This is a genomic window from Trichocoleus sp. DQ-U1 (genome assembly GCF_039961925.1).
In the GTDB taxonomy this organism is placed as follows: Bacteria; Cyanobacteriota; Cyanobacteriia; order Cyanobacteriales; family FACHB-T130; genus FACHB-T130.
Window position 1 is genome coordinate 19,636 of record NZ_JAMPKB010000010.1, and the last position, 21,749, is coordinate 41,384.

Consider the following 21,749-nt stretch of genomic DNA (forward strand, 5'->3'; position numbering starts at 1 on the left):
ATTAAAGGAGGCAGTCTAACAGCTAGCCAGATTTTCTCTAGGCTACGGCTTGCTGAGAACTTTCTTGGAGCATTTGGGCGATCGCATCAGCGGGGACAGGACGGCTAAAGTAGAACCCCTGACCTTCTTCACACCCCCGTCTTTGCAAGTAGTCAAGCTGTTCTTGGGTTTCTATGCCTTCTGCTGTAATGTTCAACCGCAGGCTCTTTGCGAGGGCAATGATGGCATCGGTTACGGCGGCGCTATCAGGATTAGATGTCACATCCTGCACAAATGACCGATCGATCTTGAGCATGGTAACGGGAAAGCGCTTCAAGTAGTTCAGAGAGGAATAGCCGGTGCCAAAATCATCCAAAGCCAGCAAGATACCCAGGTTTCGTAATTGATCTAAAGTGTTAACAGATCGCTGAACGTCCCCCATGAGGAGGCTTTCAGTCACTTCCAGTTCTAGGTAAGATGCTTTTAACCCGGTTTCCTCAAGGGTTTGGTTGACGACTTCGACTAGATTTGGTTGTTCAAACTGTCGAGCTGACAGATTTACCGATATCCGAATTGGAGGGAATCCGGCAAGCTGCCAAGCACGAGTTTGGGCGCAAGCAGTTCGCAAAACCCATTCCCCAATTTGCACGATCGAACCATTTGCTTCTGCAATGGGAATAAACTTAGCTGGAGAAACCAACCCTAGCGTCGGGTGCTGCCAGCGAACCAGGGCTTCCATTGCCGTGATTTTTCTGGTATGCAAATCAATCAAGGGTTGGTAATAAACCACCATTTCGTTGCGCTCAACCGCTCCATGTAATTCATTTTCTAATACCAGTCGTTCCTGCAACTGAGCATTCACTTCTGGCGAATAGAACTGATATTGGCTACGTCCTTGTTGTTTCGCCTGATATAGCGCCAGACGAGCCTTTTGCAACAGTTTATCCACACCATTACGATCTTCTAGGTCATTAATCGCGATACCAATACTGGCGGTAATCCGAATCGAGTTTCCCTCTAAAAAGAAGGGTTTTGCCAGCGTACTTACTAGCAACTGGGATAGCTTGATCGCGCTCTCAAAGCAGGGAATTTCCGTTAGCGCGATCGCAAATTCATCTCCACTCACATGAGCCAGAATCTCTGTTTGACCCATACAGGTTGTCAAACGTTGCGCAACTGCTCTTAACAGCAAATTTAAGGTTTCCCGATCCAATGTATGACTCATATCAGTGAAATCGTCGATACCCAACAAAACTACTGCTACCAGCCGCTGGTCGTTTTCAGATTGGGATACTATCTGATGCAAGCGATCGCAGAATAAATCCCGATTAGGTAATCCAGTCAGTCCATCGTAGTTGCTGATGTAGTGAATTAATTCATCTAACTTATGAAGAGTTTGTGAGGTATCTGCCATTAATGTGCCTGCTTCATCGGCAAATTCTGTAGGCAGTTCGGGTAACTTTTTGGTATTCAAATAGTCTTGTAATGCAGCAGATGTCAAAATGACTGGGGCAAGGAGGTGGCGTAGTGCATACAGAGTAGCTGCTGTACCCACTAAAGTAGCCAACAGAGCAATCACCAGCACTCGCACTGTCATTTCCCAGGAATAAGAGTTTGAAATAACGAAAGTTATCAATAAGGTTAAAAGTGGTACGTGAGTGCCTAAAAATGCCACCAACATAATTTTGGCAGTATAGCTTTTCTTAAGCAGTCCGAACCGAGCTAGAAAGGAGTACAGGGCAAGCTTGCAATTGAGTTTCATAGATGCTGCTCAAGGGTTAAAAGTTTGCAAATTACTTACCAAGTAATATGGCAGAACCATATCTGGTATTTTGGAGATATAGAGGACTACTTCCCTTTCAAATCAACCGATGCAAGGTTAAATTTATAACCTTAAATATGGTATTCACTGAAACAAAATTTTAGATTTTTGATACATCTCACTACACAGTACATTTTTGAAATCATAAATGTTCACCGTATAATCACTGATTTATAAAAAAATTAAGAATAAATAAAGCTTTTATCTCCGAGAAATTAGGGAAAGTGAAAGCGATCGCCAGAGTTTAAGTTACTCAGTGTAATGCTTTGAGCGTGGGACGACCGGGAAAGATTGCGATCGCATATACAGCATTTTTCAGTTAGGTGGAGTAGATGGCGGTTCTAACGTTCGATAGAGGCTTTTTAATTGCTATGCCGCTATAGATGTATGGCACCCAAACGAGAATTGCTATAGATTTCCGGTGACTTCGATCAGGTGGGTAGATGACGTATTGGCGTGGGTGGGTTTCCTCACATCTTGCAACCTGGTGATTGAAACCGGACAGCGATCGCAAGCACACAAACAAAACCTGGCTACGCAGGTTATAAAATCCTTGATTCTCGGTTAGTCTGCGCTTTTAGGGCTGGAAATGCGATCGCCCCAGAATTCTATTGTGACGGCTTACGGCTTAGTGTTACGGCTTAGTGCATGATGCGATCGCGACTTGAGTGAGGCGTGAGGCGACGGTTATGCAAAGCAGCTTGTCCTTGAGGATTGCAGCTTTTTTCTATCGAATCTTAGTTAATCTTAGTCAGGAGAGACTTTTCTAAATACAGAAGGGTAAATTCTATTGGTTCAGCAATCAGAACTCCAAAACAAGTCATCGATGCAGCCGCTTCAGCGGGTGCTGGGAAGTTTAAGCGCCTACCGTTGGATCTCGATAGGGGCGTTGCTTAGTTCCTTGCTCTTAACGGCTGCTTATGCCGTCACTCCCCAACTGTTTCGTTGGGGAATCGATGAAGGGATTGCCCAGCGAAACCTCCAAATTGTGTTTTACAGCGCTGGATGGATGGTCGTTGCTGCGATCGCGCGCGGTTTGTTTAACTTTGGACAAAGCTTTTGGGCAGAAACCGCATCTCAAGGGGTTGCCTACGATCTGCGGAACAAGATTTTCAGCAAGATTCAAAACCTCAGTTTCAGCTACCACGACCAATCCCAGACTTCTCAACTGCTAACTCGCGTCACGAGCGATATTGAGCAAATCCGCACGTTCCTGAGTACAAGTCTGATGCAGGTGATCGGTGCAGTCATCACGCTTCTAAGCATTGCCACAATCCTGCTGTTAATGAACTGGCAACTGGCGCTGATTACGCTAACAGTCGTGCCAATCTCAGGATGGTTGTTGGCGCAGTTTCTTACCAAAAATAGCCGGTTGTTCGGGCAGGTTCAGGAGCAACTTGGCAATCTTAATACTGTATTGCAAGAAAACTTGCTGGGCGTGCGAGTGGTAAAAGCATTTGTCCGAGAATCGGCAGAAGCAAAGCGTTACACGACGCTGAATGATGCGTTGATTGTGACCAACATGAAGACCATTCGCGCTATCCGCAACACTTTTCCGTTCATCTTTTTGCTCAGTAACTTGGTGACGGTAGTTGTCATTGGCTATGGCGGTGCAGAGGTCATTGAAAATCGGTTTTCAATTGGAGAATTGGTAGCGTTTAACTCTTACTTGCTGTTGATTCTTCAACCCGTTTTATTAATAGGATTTGCGGCTCCCGCGATCGCGCAAGCGGCAGCATCTGCCGAACGAGTCTATGAAGTAGTGGATGCAGAGATTGAAATTCGCAATCGCCCTGGTGCTGTCCCCTTTGAAACTTGCGGCGGTCGAATTACATTTGAAAACGTCTCGTTCCGCTATCCAGGAGCCACTACAGAAGCCCTTAAAGGCGTTTCCTTTGAAACTAAACCGAAAGAACTCATCGCGATTCTGGGGATGACTGGTTCCGGGAAAAGCACCATTATCAACCTAATTCCGCGCTTCTATGATGTTACGGCGGGGTCAGTTCGCATTGATGGACGAGATGTGCGAGACTTCACCCTGACAAGCTTGCGATCGCATATTGGCATCGTATTTCAGGAAACCACGCTGTTCTCTGGCACCATCCGCGAGAATATTGCTTATGCTAAGCCTGATGCAGACTTGGAGCAAGTCATTGAAGTCGCAAAAGCTACGCAAATGCATGACTTTATTACCAGCTTGCCCGATGGTTACGAAACGATAGTTGGAGAACGGGGTGTAGGCTTATCGGGCGGACAAAAGCAACGGATCGCGATCGCTCGCACATTGCTGACAGATTACAGCATTCTCATCCTCGATGACAGCACCTCTGCCGTAGATGCCAGAACCGCTGCCCAGATTCAGGAGGAACTCGATCGCCTGATGCGCCAAAAAGCTTGCACGACCTTTGCGATCGCTCAACGCATTAGTACCGTGCGGAATGCCGATCGGATTTTGTTGATGGATAAAGGACGATTGGTAGCGCAAGGAACCCATGAAGAGTTAATGCAAAATAGTCCCCTTTATGGGGCAATTTTGGAGTCCCAGGTGAAGCGAAAGATTGAAAGTTGAGTAATTTAGTCTCAAGATAATTTGAATGTCACCTTGTTCGGGTTGTCTGTGGGACAATGCAGGAACTCAGCTTAATTCTCCGACCAAATAGGCAGAACTGTACTACTCTTGCGTAACAAAGTTATATGAGTAGTCAGGATGAAGATTGTTCAAGAGGTTTCCTTAATCAGCGTTGGCAGTTTTGAAGAATCAAGCGATTGGTCTATCATTCGCGCTGAAATTCGTGATGCTGTCTCTCTAATCGTTCATCCTCCTGGTACATCAAGCTTTACAATCAATCCAACTAACGGGACTTAGGCAAAAACTGATAATAAAATGGCTTCAAACCTAGACAGAGAAGGACTCTCAGCTCGAAAGAGCATAAATCCAGTATTCACAAGGGTTTCAGGCATTTTTTGGTCATCGACCTCTTTTCCTTGCTCAGAGAGGTTTTCAGCTCCTAAAGGGGCTAGAAAATGCCTAAGTCCCACTAAACACGGTAATGGCGTTAAGCCAATTAAACAAGCTTGCACGATCGCGTTGAGGGACAGATACGGATGGAGGCTAGAAACTTCAATTAACTATGCAACCCGCTCGCCAGGAAAGGTAGATGCCACAAAAGTCATTGACAACCACCTTTTTGCTCTTGAGTGGGAAACGGGTAATATCTCCTCAAGCCATCGAGCAGTCAATAAAATGGTTCTTGGATTGCTACGTGGTGTTTTTCTAGGAACTGTTTTGGTACTCCCAAGTAGAAAACTCTATCCTTACCTAACCGATCGGATTGGCAACTATGAAGAGTTGGAGCCATACTTTGATGTTTGGCGGGCAGTCAGGATAGAAGAAGGTTTTCTGGCAATCTTTGTAATTGAACACGATCGAGTAGATAACAACGTACCAACGATTACCAAAGGAACAGATGGTCGTGCATTAGTCTGAATCGTTCTGCACGGAAGCTATGTAGAGTAAGGAATTGGCAGTTGTGATGCAATAGTTTTGCGTTGCTTCAATTTCTTGCTTCCCCTTGCTGATTCCCATTCCTCTATAATTCCATTAACCAAATCAGTCAATCGTTCTACTGCTGGCTCTGTATCCCCAATTTCTGAACCAATCCAGTAACGATGTAGTTTTTCTGCTGCGTAAAATGTAGTACCAGAACCTCCAAATGGATCAACCACAATCTCACCGGGATTAGATGCCATTGCAATAATCCGTTCTAACATAATGGGAGCCAGTTCGTTGGGGATTCGTTTTTTATGCCGACGATGCCGAACTGGTGGAATATCAGTCCACATTTCCTCGGTTAATGTCCATAAAACTTCACTAGAATCAGCTTCAGGGGCATCTTCCCAAACATCCTCTGGCATATCCCAGACATCCATTAAGTTGATGCCTTTTTCATTGAGCTTTTTTCGATGTCCGCCATAGTCACGAATTTCTCCGCCACAATGCCGACAAACTTGAATGGGTGTGTAAACTTTGTTGAAGACTGCTGGTTCTCCTTTAGTGTAATAGAGTAATCCGTAGTGAGCGGGAGACATCTTTTTACCACGGGGAAAAGCTTTCGGCATTCTGCAAGCAATCCAATGCCGAAACCACATTCCTTTCTGATTGAGGTATGCACCATACTCTATGCACCATTTAGGTAGGTTGAATACAAATAAACTTCCACCAGGTTTAAGTACTCGAATGCTCTCCCCCAGCCACTGTTGCGACCAGGCTAGATATTTGTCTAACTCCATCCGATCGCTTACTCCTTCACCGTATTCTTTTCCAAGATTAAAGGGTGGATCGGCAAATACAAGATTTACAGACTCATTAGGCAATGCTGACAGAAGTTTAAGGCAGTCTCCTTGATAGAAGATGCCATGCTCACTAATGTAAACCTGTTGTAATTCTTGTTGAATTGCAACATCAGTTGCAATCAGTTGAAAAGGAAGCATTTATCTAACCTTTAGTACATTAGTATAGCTTGAGCCTACAAACTCTATTGTCCTTTGTCAATAGAGTTTGGTTCAGAAGTTGTACTCCGTGGCTGATAGGGTTTCCCCATAGGTTGATTCTTATATCTCCCTACTTCAGCAGCTTCTATGTAGTAGTAACGCCCAAGTTTGTGAGCTACAATCTGACCATTCTTAATCAGGTCGTGAACTCGCTGACGAGTTACGCATAGCAGCAAAGCTGTTTGAGCTACAGAAAGTAAGTCAGGGCTGTCCTTTGAAGCAAGGTCTGTCATACGATAAGCTAAAAGGGTGCTTTGATCTCACAAATCCTTCGTCAATATTGCATTTGTGACTTCAACTATCTGTAAGCTCTTAATTTCGCTGAGAAATGCGATCGCGTATTGCTTGAGGCACATTCTCCCAGTATTGGTCTGTCATTGGTGTTGCCGGAGCGAACTCTAACCCTTCCAGTAGAACTGATTCCAGCCGTTCCTTCGCTTTTCGTGCTCGATCCTGACGGATTAACTTGCAAAAATACTCGCTGACTGTACTATAGCCACCAGGTCATAAGAATTCCTCCAAGCCTCACAGCCTACATAATGTCAAATTATGCCATAACAAACAGTGAGCTATGACGGATGTAGGTTTGAGAGAGTCCTTCCAGACGATACGATAGCGAAGTGAAAAAATAAGTTGGGAAAAAAGCATGAGAGTCCCAGGTCCCGTTGTCGCATCCGAGCAAAAAGCAACTCACCAACTCTCAACCCTGCGGCGCTTTTTACGATATCTCCGACCCTATCGGAAAGAAATTCCCATTGCCTTAACCTTAGTGGCGATTGGGGCTGCAACGCAATCCATTGGCCCCTTCTTGATTGGTTGGTCTATTGACAATCTGATTACGCGGGGAAATCTGCGGGGATTGTTATTGATGTTGGGGGTACTGGGACTGATCTACATCCTCGGTGTTTGGGCAATTCGAGGACAGATTATGCGCGTGGGTTCGATCGTGCAGCGCGTACTGGCTCAACTGCGGCAAGATATTTTTATTAAAATCCAAAGCCTTCCAATCAGCTTTTTCGATCGCAGCGAAGCGGGTGATTTGATGAGCCGCTTGCTGAATGATGTGAATACAGTGAATCAAGCATTTGGACAGACGATTGCCCAAATGTTGGGCAACACGTTCAGCTTAATTGGCATTATTATTGCCATGCTCTCAATCGATCTGAAACTTGGTTTGCTGAGCAATTTAGCGGTGCCATTGATGATTTTCACGACTGGCTTGTTTTCCCGCTGGGCAAGAGCGAGATTTCGCGTCACGCGGCAGACAATCGGCGATCTTTCCGCCAAGCTAGAAGAAGGTATCAGCAGTGTCCGGGAAGCACAAGCATTCAATCGCATCCAACTCAATATTGAAGAGTTTGATGTTGTCAACGCAGCCAATCGCGATGCGAACGTTGAAGCAGTGGCAATTACGGCTGCATTTTTGCCGTCGATTGATTTTCTCAATACATTAGCTACCGCCGCAGTGCTGGCGTATGGAGGATATCTGGCGGTGACAGGAGCCGCAACCGTGGGGGTGGTGACTTCGTTTTTACTCTACGTTCAGCAGTTCTTTCGCCCGATCCAAATTCTCAGCCAATTTTATACGCAAGCTCAATCTGCGATGGCAGGTTTGGAGCGGATTTTTCTGCTATTAGATGAACCTTCGCAATTGAATGATGCCCCTAATGCGACTGAGATGCCGCCTATTCAGGGTGAGGTGCGGTTTGAAGCGGTGACATTTGGCTATACCCCTACTCAACTCGTACTCAAAGGGGTGAATCTGCACGCTCAACCGGGACAGATGATTGCATTGGTGGGACCAACTGGAGCGGGTAAAAGTACGATTATTAACTTGATTCTGCGCTTCTACGATGTGTCTGGCGGCGCAGTGAAAATTGATGGGATTGATGTGCGGAGCGTGACGCAGGCGAGTTTGCGCCGTCAAATTGGCATTGTTTTACAAGACAATATTTTGTTCAGCGGTACAGTTGCAGAAAATATTGCTTTCGGCTGTCCCCACGCTACGCAAGCGGATATTGAAGCAGCGGCGCAATTAGCCAATGTGCATGAATTTATCATTTCCTTGCCGCAAGGATACGCGACTCAATTGGGAGAACGGGGTGCGCCTCTCAGCCAAGGACAGCGACAGCTGGTAAGTATTGCGCGTGCTGTATTAATTAACCCCCGAATTTTGATTCTGGATGAAGCTACCAGTAGTATTGATACTCGCACAGAAGCGCTGGTGCAGGATGCGATCGCGCGTCTACTCCAAAGTCGCACCAGCTTTGTGATTGCCCACCGCCTCAGTACAGTAACGCAAGCCGATCAAGTGTTAGTGATTCAGCAAGGACAAATTGTGGAACGAGGTACTCACGCAGAACTCATCGCCCAAGAAGGTGTTTATGCCAATCTCTATGCGCTGCAACTGGGGGCAAATTCTACTCAATAGCGCGGTGCAAGGATGCTAACCTTTACTGGTTAAAATTTACGGGTTAAAACTTACTGGTTAAAACTTAGCGCGATCGCACTCTGCTCTATTGCCCCCATCACAAACATATCCTTGCCCCAACCCAAGTAGGAACCCCAAGAAGCCACAGGTGATGGCTCTCTTGGGGTTCCTCTTAATTGTGAGTAATCAACCGGAAAGGCTGCCTTGGTGAAAGTCGAGACTACACCATTTCCTCTAGTTCTTTGCCCTTAGTTTCTTTAATCAGTAGCAGAACGAAGAACAAGGAAATCGCCGCAGCAGTCGCATACAAGCCATAGGCAAAGCCTAAACCCACATCCTTGAGAGGGGGAAAGGTCGTGGACACTGCAAAGTTTGCAATCCACTGAGCCGCAGCAGCAACGGATAGCGCTGCTCCGCGAATCCGATTATTAAACATCTCCCCTAGCATCACCCAAACGACGGGTCCCCAAGAGAAGCCGAAGCAGAAGACGTAGAGGTTAGCAGCTAGCAAGGCAATGATGCCAGAGTTTCCGGTTAAACTGGGGTTCCCGGCGGCATCTAGGGGCGCACTACCAAAGGTTGCCGCCAGCGTTCCTAGGGTAAGAGTCATGCCCAGAGAACCCAGGATCAGCAGAGGTTTGCGTCCAAACTTGTCCACGAAAGCGATCGCGACTAGCGTTGTCACAATATTGGTGATACTGGTAATCACGGTAATCCACAGCGAATCCTTCTCGGAAAAGCCTACCGCCTGCCACAGGACGCTGCTGTAGTAGAAAATTACGTTAATTCCTACCAACTGTTGCAGAATAGATAACCCAATACCAACCCAGACTATCGTGAGTAAGCCATGCCGACCCATGAGATCGGACAGTTGAGGTTTGCGCTCCCGCGATACCGTCTGCCGAATCTCCTGTACTTTAGCCTCAACATCTCCACCCAAAACCTTTGCCAAAACCGAAGCCGCTTCTGCGTCCCGTCCTTGAGCCACCAAGTAGCGGGGTGATTCCGGAATCCTCAGTGCGCCTATTCCATAGGCAATGGCAGGTGGGATCTCAGTCCAGAACATCCAACGCCAAGCAGGTATCCCGAACCAGAAGGGCGCTTCGGCGGAACCCGCAGCGACAGCGATGAAGTAGTCGCACAGCAAGGCGATGAAGATCCCGGTCACGATCGCAAGTTGTTGCAGAGAACCCAGGCGTCCGCGCAGGTGTGCAGGGGAGACTTCAGCAATGTAGGCGGGGGCGATAACGCTCGCAGCACCAACTGCTACCCCGCCCACCAATCGCCAAACCATGAAATCCCAAATATTAAAGGCAATACCAGAACCCACGGCGCTGATCAAAAACAGAATAGATGCGACGATCATCGTTTTTACCCGCCCGTAACGATCGGCGATCTGTCCGGCAAAGAAGGCTCCCACCGCCGAACCCAAGAGTGCGGAGGAAACAGCGAATCCCGTTGCCACACTACCGGCTTGAAAATCTTTTCCTAAAGCGGCTACCGCACCATTAATTACGGCAGTATCAAAACCAAATAAAAAGCCGCCAATCGCAGCTACCAGCGCCAGCATCAGCACATAGGATGTGCTGGCTTTAGGCATAACAGGTTTGTTGTGAATAGTCATTTGTTAATCCCTAAGTCAAACGCAAATGCAAAGTAAAATTGATTTCGATTTGCTCATCCATGCGAACTTTGAAATGCAAAGCCTGCCAAGCGATAGCAAGCAACCTATCGTGGTAGCTTGCTATCGCTTGGCGATTACCTCCGGTACACTGCGCGATCGCTCATGTACTACGGCAGTTTTTACTTTTGTGAACTTTGGAGACAACGAGCGGATTTGTCTCCTGGCTTAGGTTCGATAGCTAGTCTGTGTTTAATGTGAGAAATGGGATAAACCGGGTTATCAGAAAGATGTAAATTTATTTCTCACCATGAGAACATTGTTTGATCCTACCTTCTGACTAGCATCAATCTTTAGGATTAAACCTACGAAAACGTAAGAAAATGTAAGATTTAGCGAATAAACTTAACATAACTGCCTGATTAAGAGCAAATGTCCCAAAATATAGGAGCGTCAGGTTGTAAATAGTATTTAAGAGCGATCGCAAGGAGAGTTATCTAGAAGCAAATTGACAGACTACACGACCTGTGAAAACACATTCATGTACCGGATGCGATCGCAAGTGTTACCGAATCAAATTTCTCTTCCCCGTCAGTGCGATCGCCAGTGCGTTTTGCGGTAACATTAAGCACTCCCTATCTTTCTGATAGATCGTTAATTTCAGTTTCATTTCATCCCTACTCACTCCAAAATCCGTTTGCTGAACTGAAGGGTGTTCCTCCACCTTACGCCAGTATCCCAAGTTTAATTAATAACTTTTTTCAGTGAAGCTTACACAAAAATACGGTAAATCTTGCGTAAAGCTACGCTTTCACTGACAAATTTGAGGTATTTTTTGTCTAACAGATACAAGTCTACATCTATGGGAGGAGCCTTATGAAAATTAAAACTTTTACATTTAAACCATTCATGAAGCTACTGAACCTGTCAGCTTTAATCACTTTAAGTACCGCTGCCATTTTAGACCTTGGAGCTTCTGGAGCAGATGCTGCCTTATTAATTGGTAATACTAAAACCAACAATGTAGTGCGTTATGACGATAAGACAGGAAAGTTTTTGGGTGATTTTATTGCCCCTGGTAGTGGTGGTTTATCTAACCCAGATGATTTAGTATTTGGTCCTGATGGAAATCTCTATATCAGCAGTGGTAGTAGTTCTACAGGACAGATATTGCGCTACAACGGCAAGACAGGTGCATTCATCGATATATTTGCTTCAGGGGGAAATCTCACTCGTCCCTATGGTATGGTATTTGGGCCTGATGGCTATCTTTATGTGAGTAGCTTTCTTACAGACACAATCCTACGCTATAACGCTAGGACAGGCGCATTTGTAGATGTCTTTGCTTCAGGAAATGGATTGCCCGGTGGTTTAAATGGCCCGAATGATTTGTTATTTACACCTGATGGTAAGTTGCTCGTTTCTACTCAGGGTAGCGTTGCTATAGCTGGTGATGCTAACACAGATGGCATCATTTCACCTGGAGAGTTTGTTCCTGACTTTAGTCAGGGACTTCCCAGTCAAATATTGAGTTATGACATTAAAACGAAACAGTCTACTGTTCTAGTAGATTCAGCGACTCCACTTCCCAACAGTTTTAACTTCGTCAGTTTTCTGGGTTTAGCACTTAGCCCCAAGGGAGATTTGTTCGCAACTGACTTTGCAAATGGACTTCGGGCTTATGACATTAATTCAGGAGCATTAAAAGCGACCATTCCAACTGACTATACTTCAATCCCTGGAGGTTTTAGCAATAACTTTATTGGCAATCTGACTTTCATTGGAAATACCCTCTTTACTGTTGGTTTTGACTTTACCAAAAACGATTATGGAGCGATTCTACGATATGACAGCGTAACAGGGAATGCTCAACCTTCGGCAGGTAATCAAGGTGCAGTCTTTGTCTCAACTAACAGTAATCTTCAGCGTCCAATTGGAATTACATCGATTACGTCTGTACCAGAACCAACAGCTACGATAAGTTTCTTTGCATTTGGTACATTCTGCGCGATCTTTCTTCGGAAGTCCAATCGAAAGGAACGCTGCTTGCACGCAGAAGATACAGTGTGACAGAAGAGCGTTAAGCTGTTTCGAGCATCGGGGATTCTACTTTCATCCCCAAATTGAAAGCTTGCAGGATAAAGACTACCGGGGAATGCAAAAGATCCATCCCAGCAGTCGCCTACCCTACAAGAAATCGAAGGGGGGATGATTGACAGTACAACAGAAAGCCTACAATCGCCAACTAGCTCGTGAACGGCTGGTAATTGAGCACGTCAATCGCTGCTGGAAGATTTTCAGAATTTTGGCTGAACGTTACCGCAATCGGTGCAGACGCTTTGGATTACGGTGCAATCTCATTGCTGCTTTATACAATTATGAGCGTTCTCAACGGGCTTGCTTAGGTTAATTTGCAAGAGGTCTAATGTTGGTAGTGCTGATTTTTCTCATTTTCCCCGCCTTGGCAACCTTTACTACAAACCTAATTTGCAAGAGGTTTCTTGCCGGTGTCCATATTGGCGCTCGTTCAGAAACAGGAGCCAAAGCCTTATGGCAATCGTTGCTCCTGGTTGATCGGCAATGTGCAATCTGCTTGCCCAAAAGTCGGGGCAGCTTATGCGGCTGTGCTGCCGAGCAAGCAGCATCGGGCAATCAGTCAGGAAAGTGGTCTGACCAATCGGATTGAACGATTCAATTGCACCTTACGTTAAAGAGTCTCTCGACTGGTACGAAAAACGTTGTCGTTTTCGAAGAAGTTGGACAATCACATTGGAACCATCTGTACTTTACTCATCACTACAATGCATCCTTACCTGTTTAGGACTACCCAAGAGTTCAAAGTGTATTACTTCTATAGCTCAAACTTATATTCCGCTCCCTTAAGTAGCACACTGCTTACGGGCAACACAATGATTGAGATTGCAGGCGATCTCATCACCATTAGTTATCAATAGAAGCTACTTTACGACAATACACGCTGAGAATAGCTGCATGACCAAAGCAGCTATTCTCAGCGTGTATTGACACTTTGTTTTACATCGTTTACTGTAAACATTATTCGGTGTAAACTAAAATCATGTACTTAGAGGACATTCGTCAGTGGCAGGGAACTGCTGATGACCTAACAAAAGAGCTAAAACGACAAATTGAGCAGCTTGGGTTGTCTGTAGAACCGCCTGCCGTGCGGACTGTCCGGTTATGGAGATCGAAACAGCTCTTATCCCAACCCAAAGGCCAAGAATTTAGATTTCGCCAGATTTTAGAAGCATTAGCAACAGCCCTACTGTTGAAGCGAGGTTGGACACTAGCAGCAATTGGTGAAGTTTTACCTTCTTTCTCAGACACCGATCTAGAAAGGCAAATTATTGCGGAAACTGATGGTCAAAATTCTACGTGGGCGGCGGTAATGCAAACAACTTCTTTAGTATTGCCTGTAGGACACCGCCAAGCGATTGATCTGGCAGAGATTGCTGTTGAATTACTGGCACAGGGGATTATTCGGCAATACGAGCGTGTGCTACCAGGTCAAGAGATTGTTCGCCAAGATGATACTATGCCACCCGAACTCTATCGGGCAATGTGTAAATTGGGTCGCCTATACATTGAAGAAGGGTTAACGGATGCGGCTGCTTGCATTCATAATGTTTTAGATCGCGCACGGTATCCTTTGAATTCTGATAAATGGAATTTAAAGATTTTTCGCCAAAAAGAATTTTCATTTTCCGAAGTAATTCTCATCGATCCAGACTTGCGTGTACCGACTTCAGATTGTTCAGTAATTGCGAATCAGAACGGTGCTTTTGGTGAAGATAATGTGATTGAACATCGCTATCACAATCAGCTACGAGAAGCTACTGAGCGTTTAGGCGATCGCCGTAAGCATAAAGCCTACACTGCACTTAGAAAATTACTTGGCAAACATTCCCTGATCGGAGAACGTCAGTTATTTGATTATATAGATGAAAATGACCTCACGCCTTTACAAAGGACAATTGTAGATTTTTTTGATCGAGTGCCAGATATTTGGTTAATTGAAGGATTTGCTGATCGTTGTATGCACTGTGGCACATTGATGCGACCCCATCCTGACAAAAAACGTTTTCCCGAAGGGCGATGTCCGATCCGTCTGTGTTACAGCCACAACTTAGGACAAAAATCTGAAAAAATAGACCCAGCAAAAGATTCTTTACTGATTGCCAAGCCGCAAATTCTCACCTATTGGACAGGCCCAGCTATTGATGAGTTAGCAATTTTTGATGCTGCACAACAAAGAGGGCTAAATGCGGAATTATATCCAGAATCAGATTTGTGCGACATATCAATTAACGATCGCACTATTGGGATTGATGCTAAATCTTACAGCAGTCCCGTTTCTTTAGCTTTGAAACTGAATCGTAGCATTGGCGGACTTGCATCTTATCGCCGTCGCATTATTGCTGTTAGCGATCAACTTATCCAAGAAAACCGTGATTATCTGTCTATTCTCAAATCAACGCTTGATAAAAAAGGCGATCCTGCCAGACTAGAAGTTTTATCAGTTTCCTCAGTAATTGAATTAATTAAGAGTATGTAATATGCGGAGCAAACCTGATTTTTGGAAAGGCGCAGACCGAATCTGCTGGCTGTGCGTCTTAATGGAAGAATTTATCGGCACTAATTCACTCAAATATGCGCCAGTTGTGATGTCGGGTATGGCTAGCATTTTGAATGCGCCTGCTCTTAGTTCAGCACGTCAAGCTATTTTTAATATGCGGCAGATGTCGCTGGAATTTGTTACTGAAGCATTAGTTAAACATGGAGTAGCAATTTACAACGACTATCATTATCGCCAACAAACTAGCGGCGCTTATCGAATTGACGCAGAAACGCTTGAATTTACAAGAACAGATACTCTTGAAGATTCATCAATAGCTCAGGCGCGTGAAATTTTAAGTGCGTTTCTTCCCTACGAACCACAGACTACTTCCGTTGCCAATCCCCTTCAGCCAATGGTAGTTTCTCTAGGTGAAGAAGCTAACGCTGAAAGAGTACAAATTGATTTGCGAGATGTCCCCCTTGCAGAACGCCCCAGACATTCACTTTTACGTTCACCAAGAGGAAATATCCGTATTCCCTTAAAAGAATTAAGGGATTTGGCTAAAGAAATGGATGCTCACGAACAGCAATATCCAGAAAAACGACTTGGTAACTGGTTAGAACGCTTTCAGCGTTTTGCCTTAATGGTGCCAGAAATTGGTAAGGGATTGAAGGAAGAAACAGAAATACTTGAATTAGCAGGAATTAAACACCTAATTGGACTGCCAGGATCGGGCAAAACAACTATTCTGATTTTGATAGCTGTCTGGTTAGGAAGAAATGGTTACAAAGCAATGTTTGTGTTTCCTTCTATTGAAGTTGCCAGACAGTACATGGTTGAACTGGAATTTCATCAAGTGAAGGTGGGGATGTTAGTCGGTCAAAGTGACGGAACTCGTCGCCGACACGCTGATAATGTTGCTGAAGCGATCGCTACTGGTGGTAATGGTGGGTTTGCTCATACTTTACCAGGAGCAGATGTTTTTGCCCTCAATTGTGTTTTGCCAGCTTTTTCATCAACTGATACCTCTATGTGGGGTTTTGGTGATGCACACTGCAATAAAATTTGGCAAAGCGGGGGTAAGAAAGGAAAGATGAAAAAACATCTTTGTCCCCTGTGGACAATGTGCGGACGTAACAAGGCTCCGCGAAATTTAGTAGAGGCTAATATCTGGGTGGGACACGTATCTTCAATGGATACCGCAGTATCGCCTCACGCCATTCAAGAACAAATTCGGTATTTTGAATTAATTGCTCGCACATTCGATCTCGTCGTTTTCGATGAAGCGGATATGGTGCAATCTAATCTCGATAATTATGGTGCAGCTACTCTCAGTCTTTCTGGTTCTAAAAAATCTGTTCATCGGGTGATTCAGGAACAAATTCATAACCGTTTCGCTGGGGGTGAAAATTATCGGCTATTAGACCGAGATGTAGAACTCTATAGCCGTGATTTATCAGAATTTGGCAATCATAATACTTCTTTGATTGCTACTGTCCAAAATATGTCGTCAGGAAATACATATTCTCGAATTGGCGAGCGTTATAAAGATCAGTTGCTCACTCCTATAAGAATTATTAGCGATCTTTTGGATGGTTTGGGTAAGAAACCTAAACGCGATGAACTAGACGAGAGAGAAGTGATATTAGGATTTAATCGCAACCGAGTTTTAAAGGAATTTTGGGAAGAAGCGGCTTATCGAGCTTTTAACGATCGCACAGGTAGCGAACAATTTGATTGGTATCGAATTGATTTGTGTGCCAAAGTTTTAGAAGTAGAGCGTGATCAACTCGAAAAAGATTGGCAGACTATAATAAGAGATTTTCGTCGCTATTTAGCTGAAAATCTGATCCAGCGACGAGACAAAGTTGTTAAAGAAATTGGCGAATTATTTCTAAAAATTTGCTTTCGAGACCGCTCCCAACCCACAGATGCAGAAGATGTAATTAAACTGCTTGTATGTGTAACTTTTGTTATGTTCGGGTATCAGCGAATTGTACCTGGAACAAGGACAATGGTAGCAGAAGGATTAATTCGAGAGCCAATAGTTGAACCTACAGGTTCGTCAGAACTCCGCAAGCTTACATCAGAAAATCTTTTAGGTTCTTTTTCAGGAGTAAAATACAGTTTTTCTAAAGCACAAACAACTCGTACCACTCCTAAGAATGTAGAGCTATCATACATTACTTTTGTCGGTGCGCCTAGGATATTAATGCATCGTTTCCATCAGTTATTTGAAGCCGAAGGAGAACATTCTGTCCCAGCCATTTTGATGACTTCAGCAACTTCCTTTCTAGAAGCTAGCCCAGCTTATCACATTAACGCTGGTTCCTATCCTCACTACTTACTCAAACCCCGTTCGACTGAACAAGAACATTCTAATAAGAGTGAGTATATTTTTAAATGGTTCCGCGATCGCCAGCGTGGAGAAGAACCTTTGCGATATAGCGGTGCTGGGGATCTGCGCGATCGCAATCTCAAGTTAATGGTAGATGCTTTAGTGCAAGGGGGTACAAATTCTGATATTTACAAAACAATTCGGAAGTTTGATGTTAAGGATGGTATTCAGCGTAAAGCAGCTTTAATTGTTAATAGTTACGAACAAGCTCGTACTATTAAAAAACATCTTAATGATTACCATTCAGAAATCGGTCGTCGTACTAAGGCAGTTGTTCACTCTCTTAGAGATGGCGAACAACCATCAGATTTTGTCACTACGGCTCAATGCGAAGCTCTTGGAGATGATGAAAACTGCGATATTATCATCTTTCCTATGCTGGCGATTGGTAGAGGAGTAAATATTGTTTTTACTAAAGGGTCGAGGAAACTTGATGCTGCTATTGGTTCAATTTACTTCCTCACTCGTCCGCATCCTTTGACTGATGATATGCAGCTTTTTTACAGTTTAGCAGGCAGAGCAACTGAAGAATTCAATCGCCGAGTTTTTAAAGAAACAGAAGACTTGAATGCGATCGCAGAAGCTTTAAATAAATCTAGAAAAGACCTCGGACGAATTACTAATCGGTTATTAAGAGAACCGTTAATGGCTAGTCGCCTAGGAGCCGATTTATTTCAATCATTTACAGCTAATCAAATGGTTGGCATTTTACAAACAATTGGGCGAGGAATGCGGAATGGTTGCCCAGTCAAAGTTTACTTTGTTGATGCAGCTTGGGCAAGTAAATCTACTCAAGAAAAGCCTGATTCTGGTCGAGATAGTATGCTGGTGCAAATGCGAATTATTTTAGAGGAATGTATCAACCATTCCGATTCTGTAGTTCGAGAAATTTATCATGAACTTTACGGTGCGTTTCTTGAACCTCTGCGGCATATTCAAGGAGTAATTTATCCTGAAGAATTGCATCTTATAGAAGACTTAGCTGACGAAGAAGACTTTGATGATTTTTCACCCTTTTTGGAGATGTAATGATGAGTAACTATTTTGGTGATGACATGGAATTTAATGAAGATTTATCCGAATTAAATGAAGACGAAGCAATTGAAACAGAATCGCTGTATATCCCGTTAGGAAATCCTAAAAGTATTAAACTTGTACCTCTAGCATTTACTGCTCCAGATGAGCTACCGCCAGTCATAGTCTCAGGTTATGCACTTGCTTGGACAAATGCAGCTATAGAAAGTTTATCAACCATTCATAAAGCAACTAGCAATAATAATAAATCAGCTTGGAAAAATTTACCTTATGCCTCACTGCGCGGATATCTAGAGGTAGCACTTAAAGACGTAACACGGATTAACTCAAATTTAGGTTTGAGTAACTATATTTTGACTGCTAAAAATCTTCAGCTAGAACCTTTTGCTTACATTGCTGATAGTAGTGAAGAAGAAATTAAAAAATCTTTACGTCCAGTTTTAAATGATTGGCTAACCAACTTTTTGAAACCTTTTGCAGAGAAACATCAAGTATCCGCAAAAACTATTGAACGATTAGAAGATTTGCGAGAACAGGGAAAATTACTAACAATTACTGCCATAGAATCTCAAGTGCTTCCTTGGAAGTGGTCTCCTCAAACTGGAACAACTCATCAGAGGAAGAACCATGATTATCTAATGTTAGCAGATTACGTTGCTCGCCGAATTAATGGAAAAGAAATTTTTCGGGGTTTGGGAGGTATGAAACGCATACTTTCTAGTGGAGTTAATATAAATTCTGGTATTGCAGAATTAATCACTGATCCTATTTCCTTAGACAAAACAAAAGGAAGATTTAGTTTAATGGTGCGGCTGGAAGTTGTAACTTATCCCTCTTTGCATCAACCTTTGCTCAAAATAGATGTTTCTAAGCGACGCTGGTTAAGCCAATTAAAATCTCCTAAATATTATGAAAATAATATTTCTGGCTTTATCTTTTCTGAAGATTATCCCGACCGCGCTTTTAGTTACAAAGTTATTTGTAAGCGGGATGCAAACAATAATTATAACTGGGAAACAGACAAAGATTTTGAAGCTTTACGTCGCCAACTGCGACTACCAATTAAAACGCCTAATGGTCAAGATATTGATGGGCAACAAATCGCTTTGGAAAAAGCTTCAACTGAGCGATGTCAAGTGCTGCTGACTCACCGTAACGGGTTGCAAGATAATTCAGACGAAGATGAAAATAATTGGGAAACGCCTGGGGTTGAAACAGGTGTACCAGAAATTGATAAGTTAGAAGCGTTTGAGGAAATTGCAAAAATCATCGAACCTTTTGGACTTAAACCATTTGAGAACTACAAACAGGTAAAATTCAAGAGGAATGCTGGTCACAAGGTTGATGATACAGGATCTCGTGAAATCAACATTTTTACTCTACTTGGCGCAATCCTGGAGATGAGTAAAACTGATGGTAGTTCAGATTTTACTCCACAATATTTAGACAAATTTCAAGACAATGAACTAGAAAGCTTACTGAGTCAAAACTTCAATATTGGTTTAAAAGATATTCATTTCGGCAGAAAGAGTATTGATACTAACAAAGGTAAGAAGTTACCCGATCAAACTACCGAACTAAGAGCTTTAATTAATGCCAACCAAGCGGCTATGCAGCGACTATATCCTAATGAGAAAGCCTCATTATGGATTTTCCATGAAGATGTATTGCAAAGAGAAGCGAACTTTTTAAAAGCAATTGTTCGCGTTTTCTGGGGGGATGCGATCAAAGTTGAGGTTAACAAATTACCCAAAGATACTCACGGCCCGCGACAGTTATTGCCTGGTAAAGAGTTGAACTCGGCTAAAGAGCGATCGCGTGAACGCCTAAAAGCATGGGAACACAGCGCGAAACAACTTGCTGATCGCAACGAGCCAACTTTCTGCCTAATAGTCGCACGCAAGTTCTATTCAGATTCTAGCGGTCAAAAAACTGTTTTACCTGACGATAAAGTTAACAAACCTTCAACTCGCAAAGCATTAGCTACGAAAGCTCATGCTTGCGTGCAGTTTCTTGAACCGATAAAAAGAAATCCCAAAACAAATCGTTTTAGACTAGATGACTTTTTCCATCGAATGCAATCTGCCCTCAAAGATTTACTTTCTGCTCATGCTGGTCGCATTGATGATGTGCAAGAGAAAGTTAACAAATATCTTGCAGATACTCTACCAGAAGCCAGACCAAAAGAAATTATAGCAATTACCATCGTCCGCAAACAAAAAGATCGCGTTCGGGGTCGAATTGAAAATACATTTCTACCAGTGGCAATCCGCCTTAAGGTAGAGACAGGAAAATGTGAGCTTTGCTGTGCTTATCAAGACAAAAATATTAATCGTTTAGAAATTAGCCACTGGAGAAGCTTTCCTGATGCACTTGCTTTCATTGCTGAACTATCTCCAATCAAACTAGCAGACGATTCGACTCAGAGAGGCGATCGCTTCATGGAATTTGTGAAAAAAATTATCACCACTGCTGTGGATGAAGGATCTAACCCTTTAATAATTATTGATTCTTCTAATTGCGTTCAACTATGGTCTTGGCTTGCAGATTCCAGACTGGATGTCAACAAAATAAGTTTTGAACGACCGCGCTCAGAATCGTCTTTATGCGAACCAATAGACAAAGAGTGGAATGGCGCACGTCTAATCCGCATTCGTCAAGATCTCGCTCCTGGAATTATCGACAAAACAGAAAGATATCTATTTAAAACCTCTCTAGAAGATACGCGATCAAAGAAAGAACTAGAAAAATTAACCCCTACATTAAAAATCCCTTCAGCATCGGATGCTAAAGCTTTATTCCGACTTACTGCAACTAATTCAACTGGATGCGTTGCTTATCTATCGGTTGGTCACAAGGCGGTGCATCAGAATTATCGTGGACAAAGCTGCTATTATCCCATCCCAGCAAGCACACCTGCTAAAGAAAAAAATGAGGATGGTTCACAAAAAACACTCTTTAACAAAGCTGGCTTAGGAGTTCATCAACTCTCAACGAGACCACCGTTTGTGAAACGATGGCCTACTCCAAATGCACTTGAGATTGTAGTTACTTTAAAACAAGAAAAAGACAATCCCGATCAGTTAGCTGCCTTAGTGGAATCTCTACGCTACAGCTTTGGTCACTATAGCGATTGGACATCATTACCTGCACCCCTATTTTTTGAGCGAGTTGTACGTGATTACATCAGTGATTTTGCTATTGAGAATGAAGACACTGAAGCTGAACAAGACTTAGAATGAATTTGAATTTTAATTTGATTGCTTGTGATATTGCCAGGATTCTAATTTGAGAGATTTCAGCATGAGGTAATTTAATGACAAAATAATCTGAATA

At 43.5% G+C, this 21,749-nt stretch carries 15 protein-coding genes and 2 pseudogenes; 13 read left to right on the top strand and 4 right to left on the bottom strand.

What is annotated here, in order from left to right; genetic code table 11:
* Positions 1 to 37: 37 nt before the first annotated feature.
* Positions 38 to 1,741: a bifunctional diguanylate cyclase/phosphodiesterase gene (locus tag NDI34_RS06245; RefSeq protein WP_190534557.1), complete on the bottom strand. Its 1,704-nt coding sequence runs from the start codon at positions 1,739 to 1,741 to the stop codon at positions 38 to 40.
* A 481-nt stretch (positions 1,742 to 2,222) separates the two neighbouring features.
* Here NDI34_RS06245 and NDI34_RS06250 point away from each other — a divergent pair, with 481 nt between their 5' ends.
* The 4 genes from NDI34_RS06250 to NDI34_RS06265 all read left to right on the top strand — a co-directional run bounded on the left by NDI34_RS06250 (position 2,223) and on the right by NDI34_RS06265 (position 5,288).
* Positions 2,223 to 2,369, top strand: a complete 147-nt coding sequence (locus tag NDI34_RS06250) for a hypothetical protein (RefSeq protein ID WP_348232178.1) — start codon at positions 2,223 to 2,225, stop codon at positions 2,367 to 2,369.
* A gap of 258 nt (positions 2,370 to 2,627) precedes the next feature.
* Complete coding sequence (locus NDI34_RS06255) at positions 2,628 to 4,370, top strand: ABC transporter ATP-binding protein (RefSeq protein WP_348232229.1); 1,743 nt, start codon at positions 2,628 to 2,630, stop codon at positions 4,368 to 4,370.
* Positions 4,371 to 4,508: 138 nt separating this feature from the next.
* Entirely contained in the window at positions 4,509 to 4,667 is a 159-nt protein-coding gene (locus NDI34_RS06260) for a hypothetical protein (protein ID WP_348232179.1), read from the top strand.
* A gap of 18 nt (positions 4,668 to 4,685) precedes the next feature.
* Positions 4,686 to 5,288: a restriction endonuclease gene (locus tag NDI34_RS06265; protein ID WP_348232180.1), complete on the top strand. Its 603-nt coding sequence runs from the start codon at positions 4,686 to 4,688 to the stop codon at positions 5,286 to 5,288.
* 17 nt (positions 5,289 to 5,305) lie between these two features.
* Here NDI34_RS06265 and NDI34_RS06270 read toward each other — a convergent pair whose 3' ends face one another.
* Both NDI34_RS06270 and NDI34_RS06275 read right to left on the bottom strand, forming a co-directional pair.
* Positions 5,306 to 6,292 (bottom strand): site-specific DNA-methyltransferase, encoded by a 987-nt coding sequence (locus NDI34_RS06270; RefSeq protein WP_190683880.1) that lies wholly within the window; start codon positions 6,290 to 6,292, stop codon positions 5,306 to 5,308.
* A gap of 44 nt (positions 6,293 to 6,336) precedes the next feature.
* Entirely contained in the window at positions 6,337 to 6,585 is a 249-nt protein-coding gene (locus NDI34_RS06275; RefSeq protein WP_190683876.1) for a helix-turn-helix domain-containing protein, read from the bottom strand.
* Positions 6,586 to 6,998: 413 nt separating this feature from the next.
* Here NDI34_RS06275 and NDI34_RS06280 point away from each other — a divergent pair, with 413 nt between their 5' ends.
* The gene (locus NDI34_RS06280) at positions 6,999 to 8,783 is read left to right on the top strand and encodes an ABC transporter ATP-binding protein (RefSeq protein ID WP_348232181.1); all 1,785 of its coding nucleotides are present in this window, start codon (positions 6,999 to 7,001) and stop codon (positions 8,781 to 8,783) included.
* A 220-nt stretch (positions 8,784 to 9,003) separates the two neighbouring features.
* Here the strand turns inward: NDI34_RS06280 and NDI34_RS06285 are convergent, their stop codons facing one another.
* On the bottom strand, positions 9,004 to 10,407 hold the full coding sequence (locus NDI34_RS06285) for a sugar porter family MFS transporter (protein WP_190432911.1): 1,404 nt from the start codon (positions 10,405 to 10,407) through the stop codon (positions 9,004 to 9,006).
* Between the two features lie 25 nt (positions 10,408 to 10,432).
* On the opposite strand from NDI34_RS06285, the gene NDI34_RS06290 reads away from it, so the two are divergent.
* From NDI34_RS06290 to NDI34_RS06325, 8 genes and pseudogenes are all read left to right on the top strand, one after another.
* The gene (locus tag NDI34_RS06290; RefSeq protein ID WP_348232182.1) at positions 10,433 to 10,636 is read left to right on the top strand and encodes a hypothetical protein; all 204 of its coding nucleotides are present in this window, start codon (positions 10,433 to 10,435) and stop codon (positions 10,634 to 10,636) included.
* A gap of 644 nt (positions 10,637 to 11,280) precedes the next feature.
* Positions 11,281 to 12,474, top strand: a complete 1,194-nt coding sequence (locus tag NDI34_RS06295; protein WP_348232183.1) for a PEP-CTERM sorting domain-containing protein — start codon at positions 11,281 to 11,283, stop codon at positions 12,472 to 12,474.
* Positions 12,475 to 12,628: 154 nt separating this feature from the next.
* Positions 12,629 to 12,814, top strand: a pseudogene (locus NDI34_RS06300) (transposase family protein); the annotation flags it as partial.
* Between the two features lie 15 nt (positions 12,815 to 12,829).
* Positions 12,830 to 13,090: a hypothetical protein gene (locus NDI34_RS06305; RefSeq protein WP_348232232.1), complete on the top strand. Its 261-nt coding sequence runs from the start codon at positions 12,830 to 12,832 to the stop codon at positions 13,088 to 13,090.
* Positions 13,032 to 13,225, top strand: a pseudogene (locus NDI34_RS06310) (IS1 family transposase); the annotation flags it as partial. The gene NDI34_RS06305 and the pseudogene NDI34_RS06310, both read left to right, overlap by 59 nt.
* A 255-nt stretch (positions 13,226 to 13,480) precedes the next feature.
* On the top strand, positions 13,481 to 14,977 hold the full coding sequence (locus NDI34_RS06315) for a hypothetical protein (protein ID WP_348232184.1): 1,497 nt from the start codon (positions 13,481 to 13,483) through the stop codon (positions 14,975 to 14,977).
* Between the two features lies 1 nt (position 14,978).
* Positions 14,979 to 18,407, top strand: a complete 3,429-nt coding sequence (locus NDI34_RS06320; protein WP_348232185.1) for a hypothetical protein — start codon at positions 14,979 to 14,981, stop codon at positions 18,405 to 18,407.
* Positions 18,407 to 21,655, top strand: a complete 3,249-nt coding sequence (locus NDI34_RS06325) for an RNaseH domain-containing protein (RefSeq protein WP_348232186.1) — start codon at positions 18,407 to 18,409, stop codon at positions 21,653 to 21,655. The genes NDI34_RS06320 and NDI34_RS06325 overlap by 1 nt, the downstream gene beginning before the upstream one ends.
* Positions 21,656 to 21,749 lie beyond the last annotated feature (94 nt).

Bases quoted from the DNA above. Each gene is read 5' to 3' on its own strand.
- NDI34_RS06245 (WP_190534557.1), bottom strand. From the start codon at position 1,741: ATGAAACTCAATTGCAAGCTTGCCCTGTACTCCTTTCTAGCTCGGTTC.
- NDI34_RS06255 (WP_348232229.1), top strand. From the start codon at position 2,628: ATGCAGCCGCTTCAGCGGGTGCTGGGAAGTTTAAGCGCCTACCGTTGG.
- NDI34_RS06260 (WP_348232179.1), top strand. From the start codon at position 4,509: ATGAAGATTGTTCAAGAGGTTTCCTTAATCAGCGTTGGCAGTTTTGAA.
- NDI34_RS06265 (WP_348232180.1), top strand. From the start codon at position 4,686: ATGGCTTCAAACCTAGACAGAGAAGGACTCTCAGCTCGAAAGAGCATA.
- NDI34_RS06270 (WP_190683880.1), bottom strand. From the start codon at position 6,292: ATGCTTCCTTTTCAACTGATTGCAACTGATGTTGCAATTCAACAAGAA.
- NDI34_RS06275 (WP_190683876.1), bottom strand. From the start codon at position 6,585: ATGACAGACCTTGCTTCAAAGGACAGCCCTGACTTACTTTCTGTAGCT.
- NDI34_RS06280 (WP_348232181.1), top strand. From the start codon at position 6,999: ATGAGAGTCCCAGGTCCCGTTGTCGCATCCGAGCAAAAAGCAACTCAC.
- NDI34_RS06285 (WP_190432911.1), bottom strand. From the start codon at position 10,407: ATGACTATTCACAACAAACCTGTTATGCCTAAAGCCAGCACATCCTAT.
- NDI34_RS06290 (WP_348232182.1), top strand. From the start codon at position 10,433: ATGCAAAGTAAAATTGATTTCGATTTGCTCATCCATGCGAACTTTGAA.
- NDI34_RS06295 (WP_348232183.1), top strand. From the start codon at position 11,281: ATGAAAATTAAAACTTTTACATTTAAACCATTCATGAAGCTACTGAAC.
- NDI34_RS06305 (WP_348232232.1), top strand. From the start codon at position 12,830: ATGTTGGTAGTGCTGATTTTTCTCATTTTCCCCGCCTTGGCAACCTTT.
- NDI34_RS06315 (WP_348232184.1), top strand. From the start codon at position 13,481: ATGTACTTAGAGGACATTCGTCAGTGGCAGGGAACTGCTGATGACCTA.
- NDI34_RS06320 (WP_348232185.1), top strand. From the start codon at position 14,979: ATGCGGAGCAAACCTGATTTTTGGAAAGGCGCAGACCGAATCTGCTGG.
- NDI34_RS06325 (WP_348232186.1), top strand. From the start codon at position 18,407: ATGATGAGTAACTATTTTGGTGATGACATGGAATTTAATGAAGATTTA.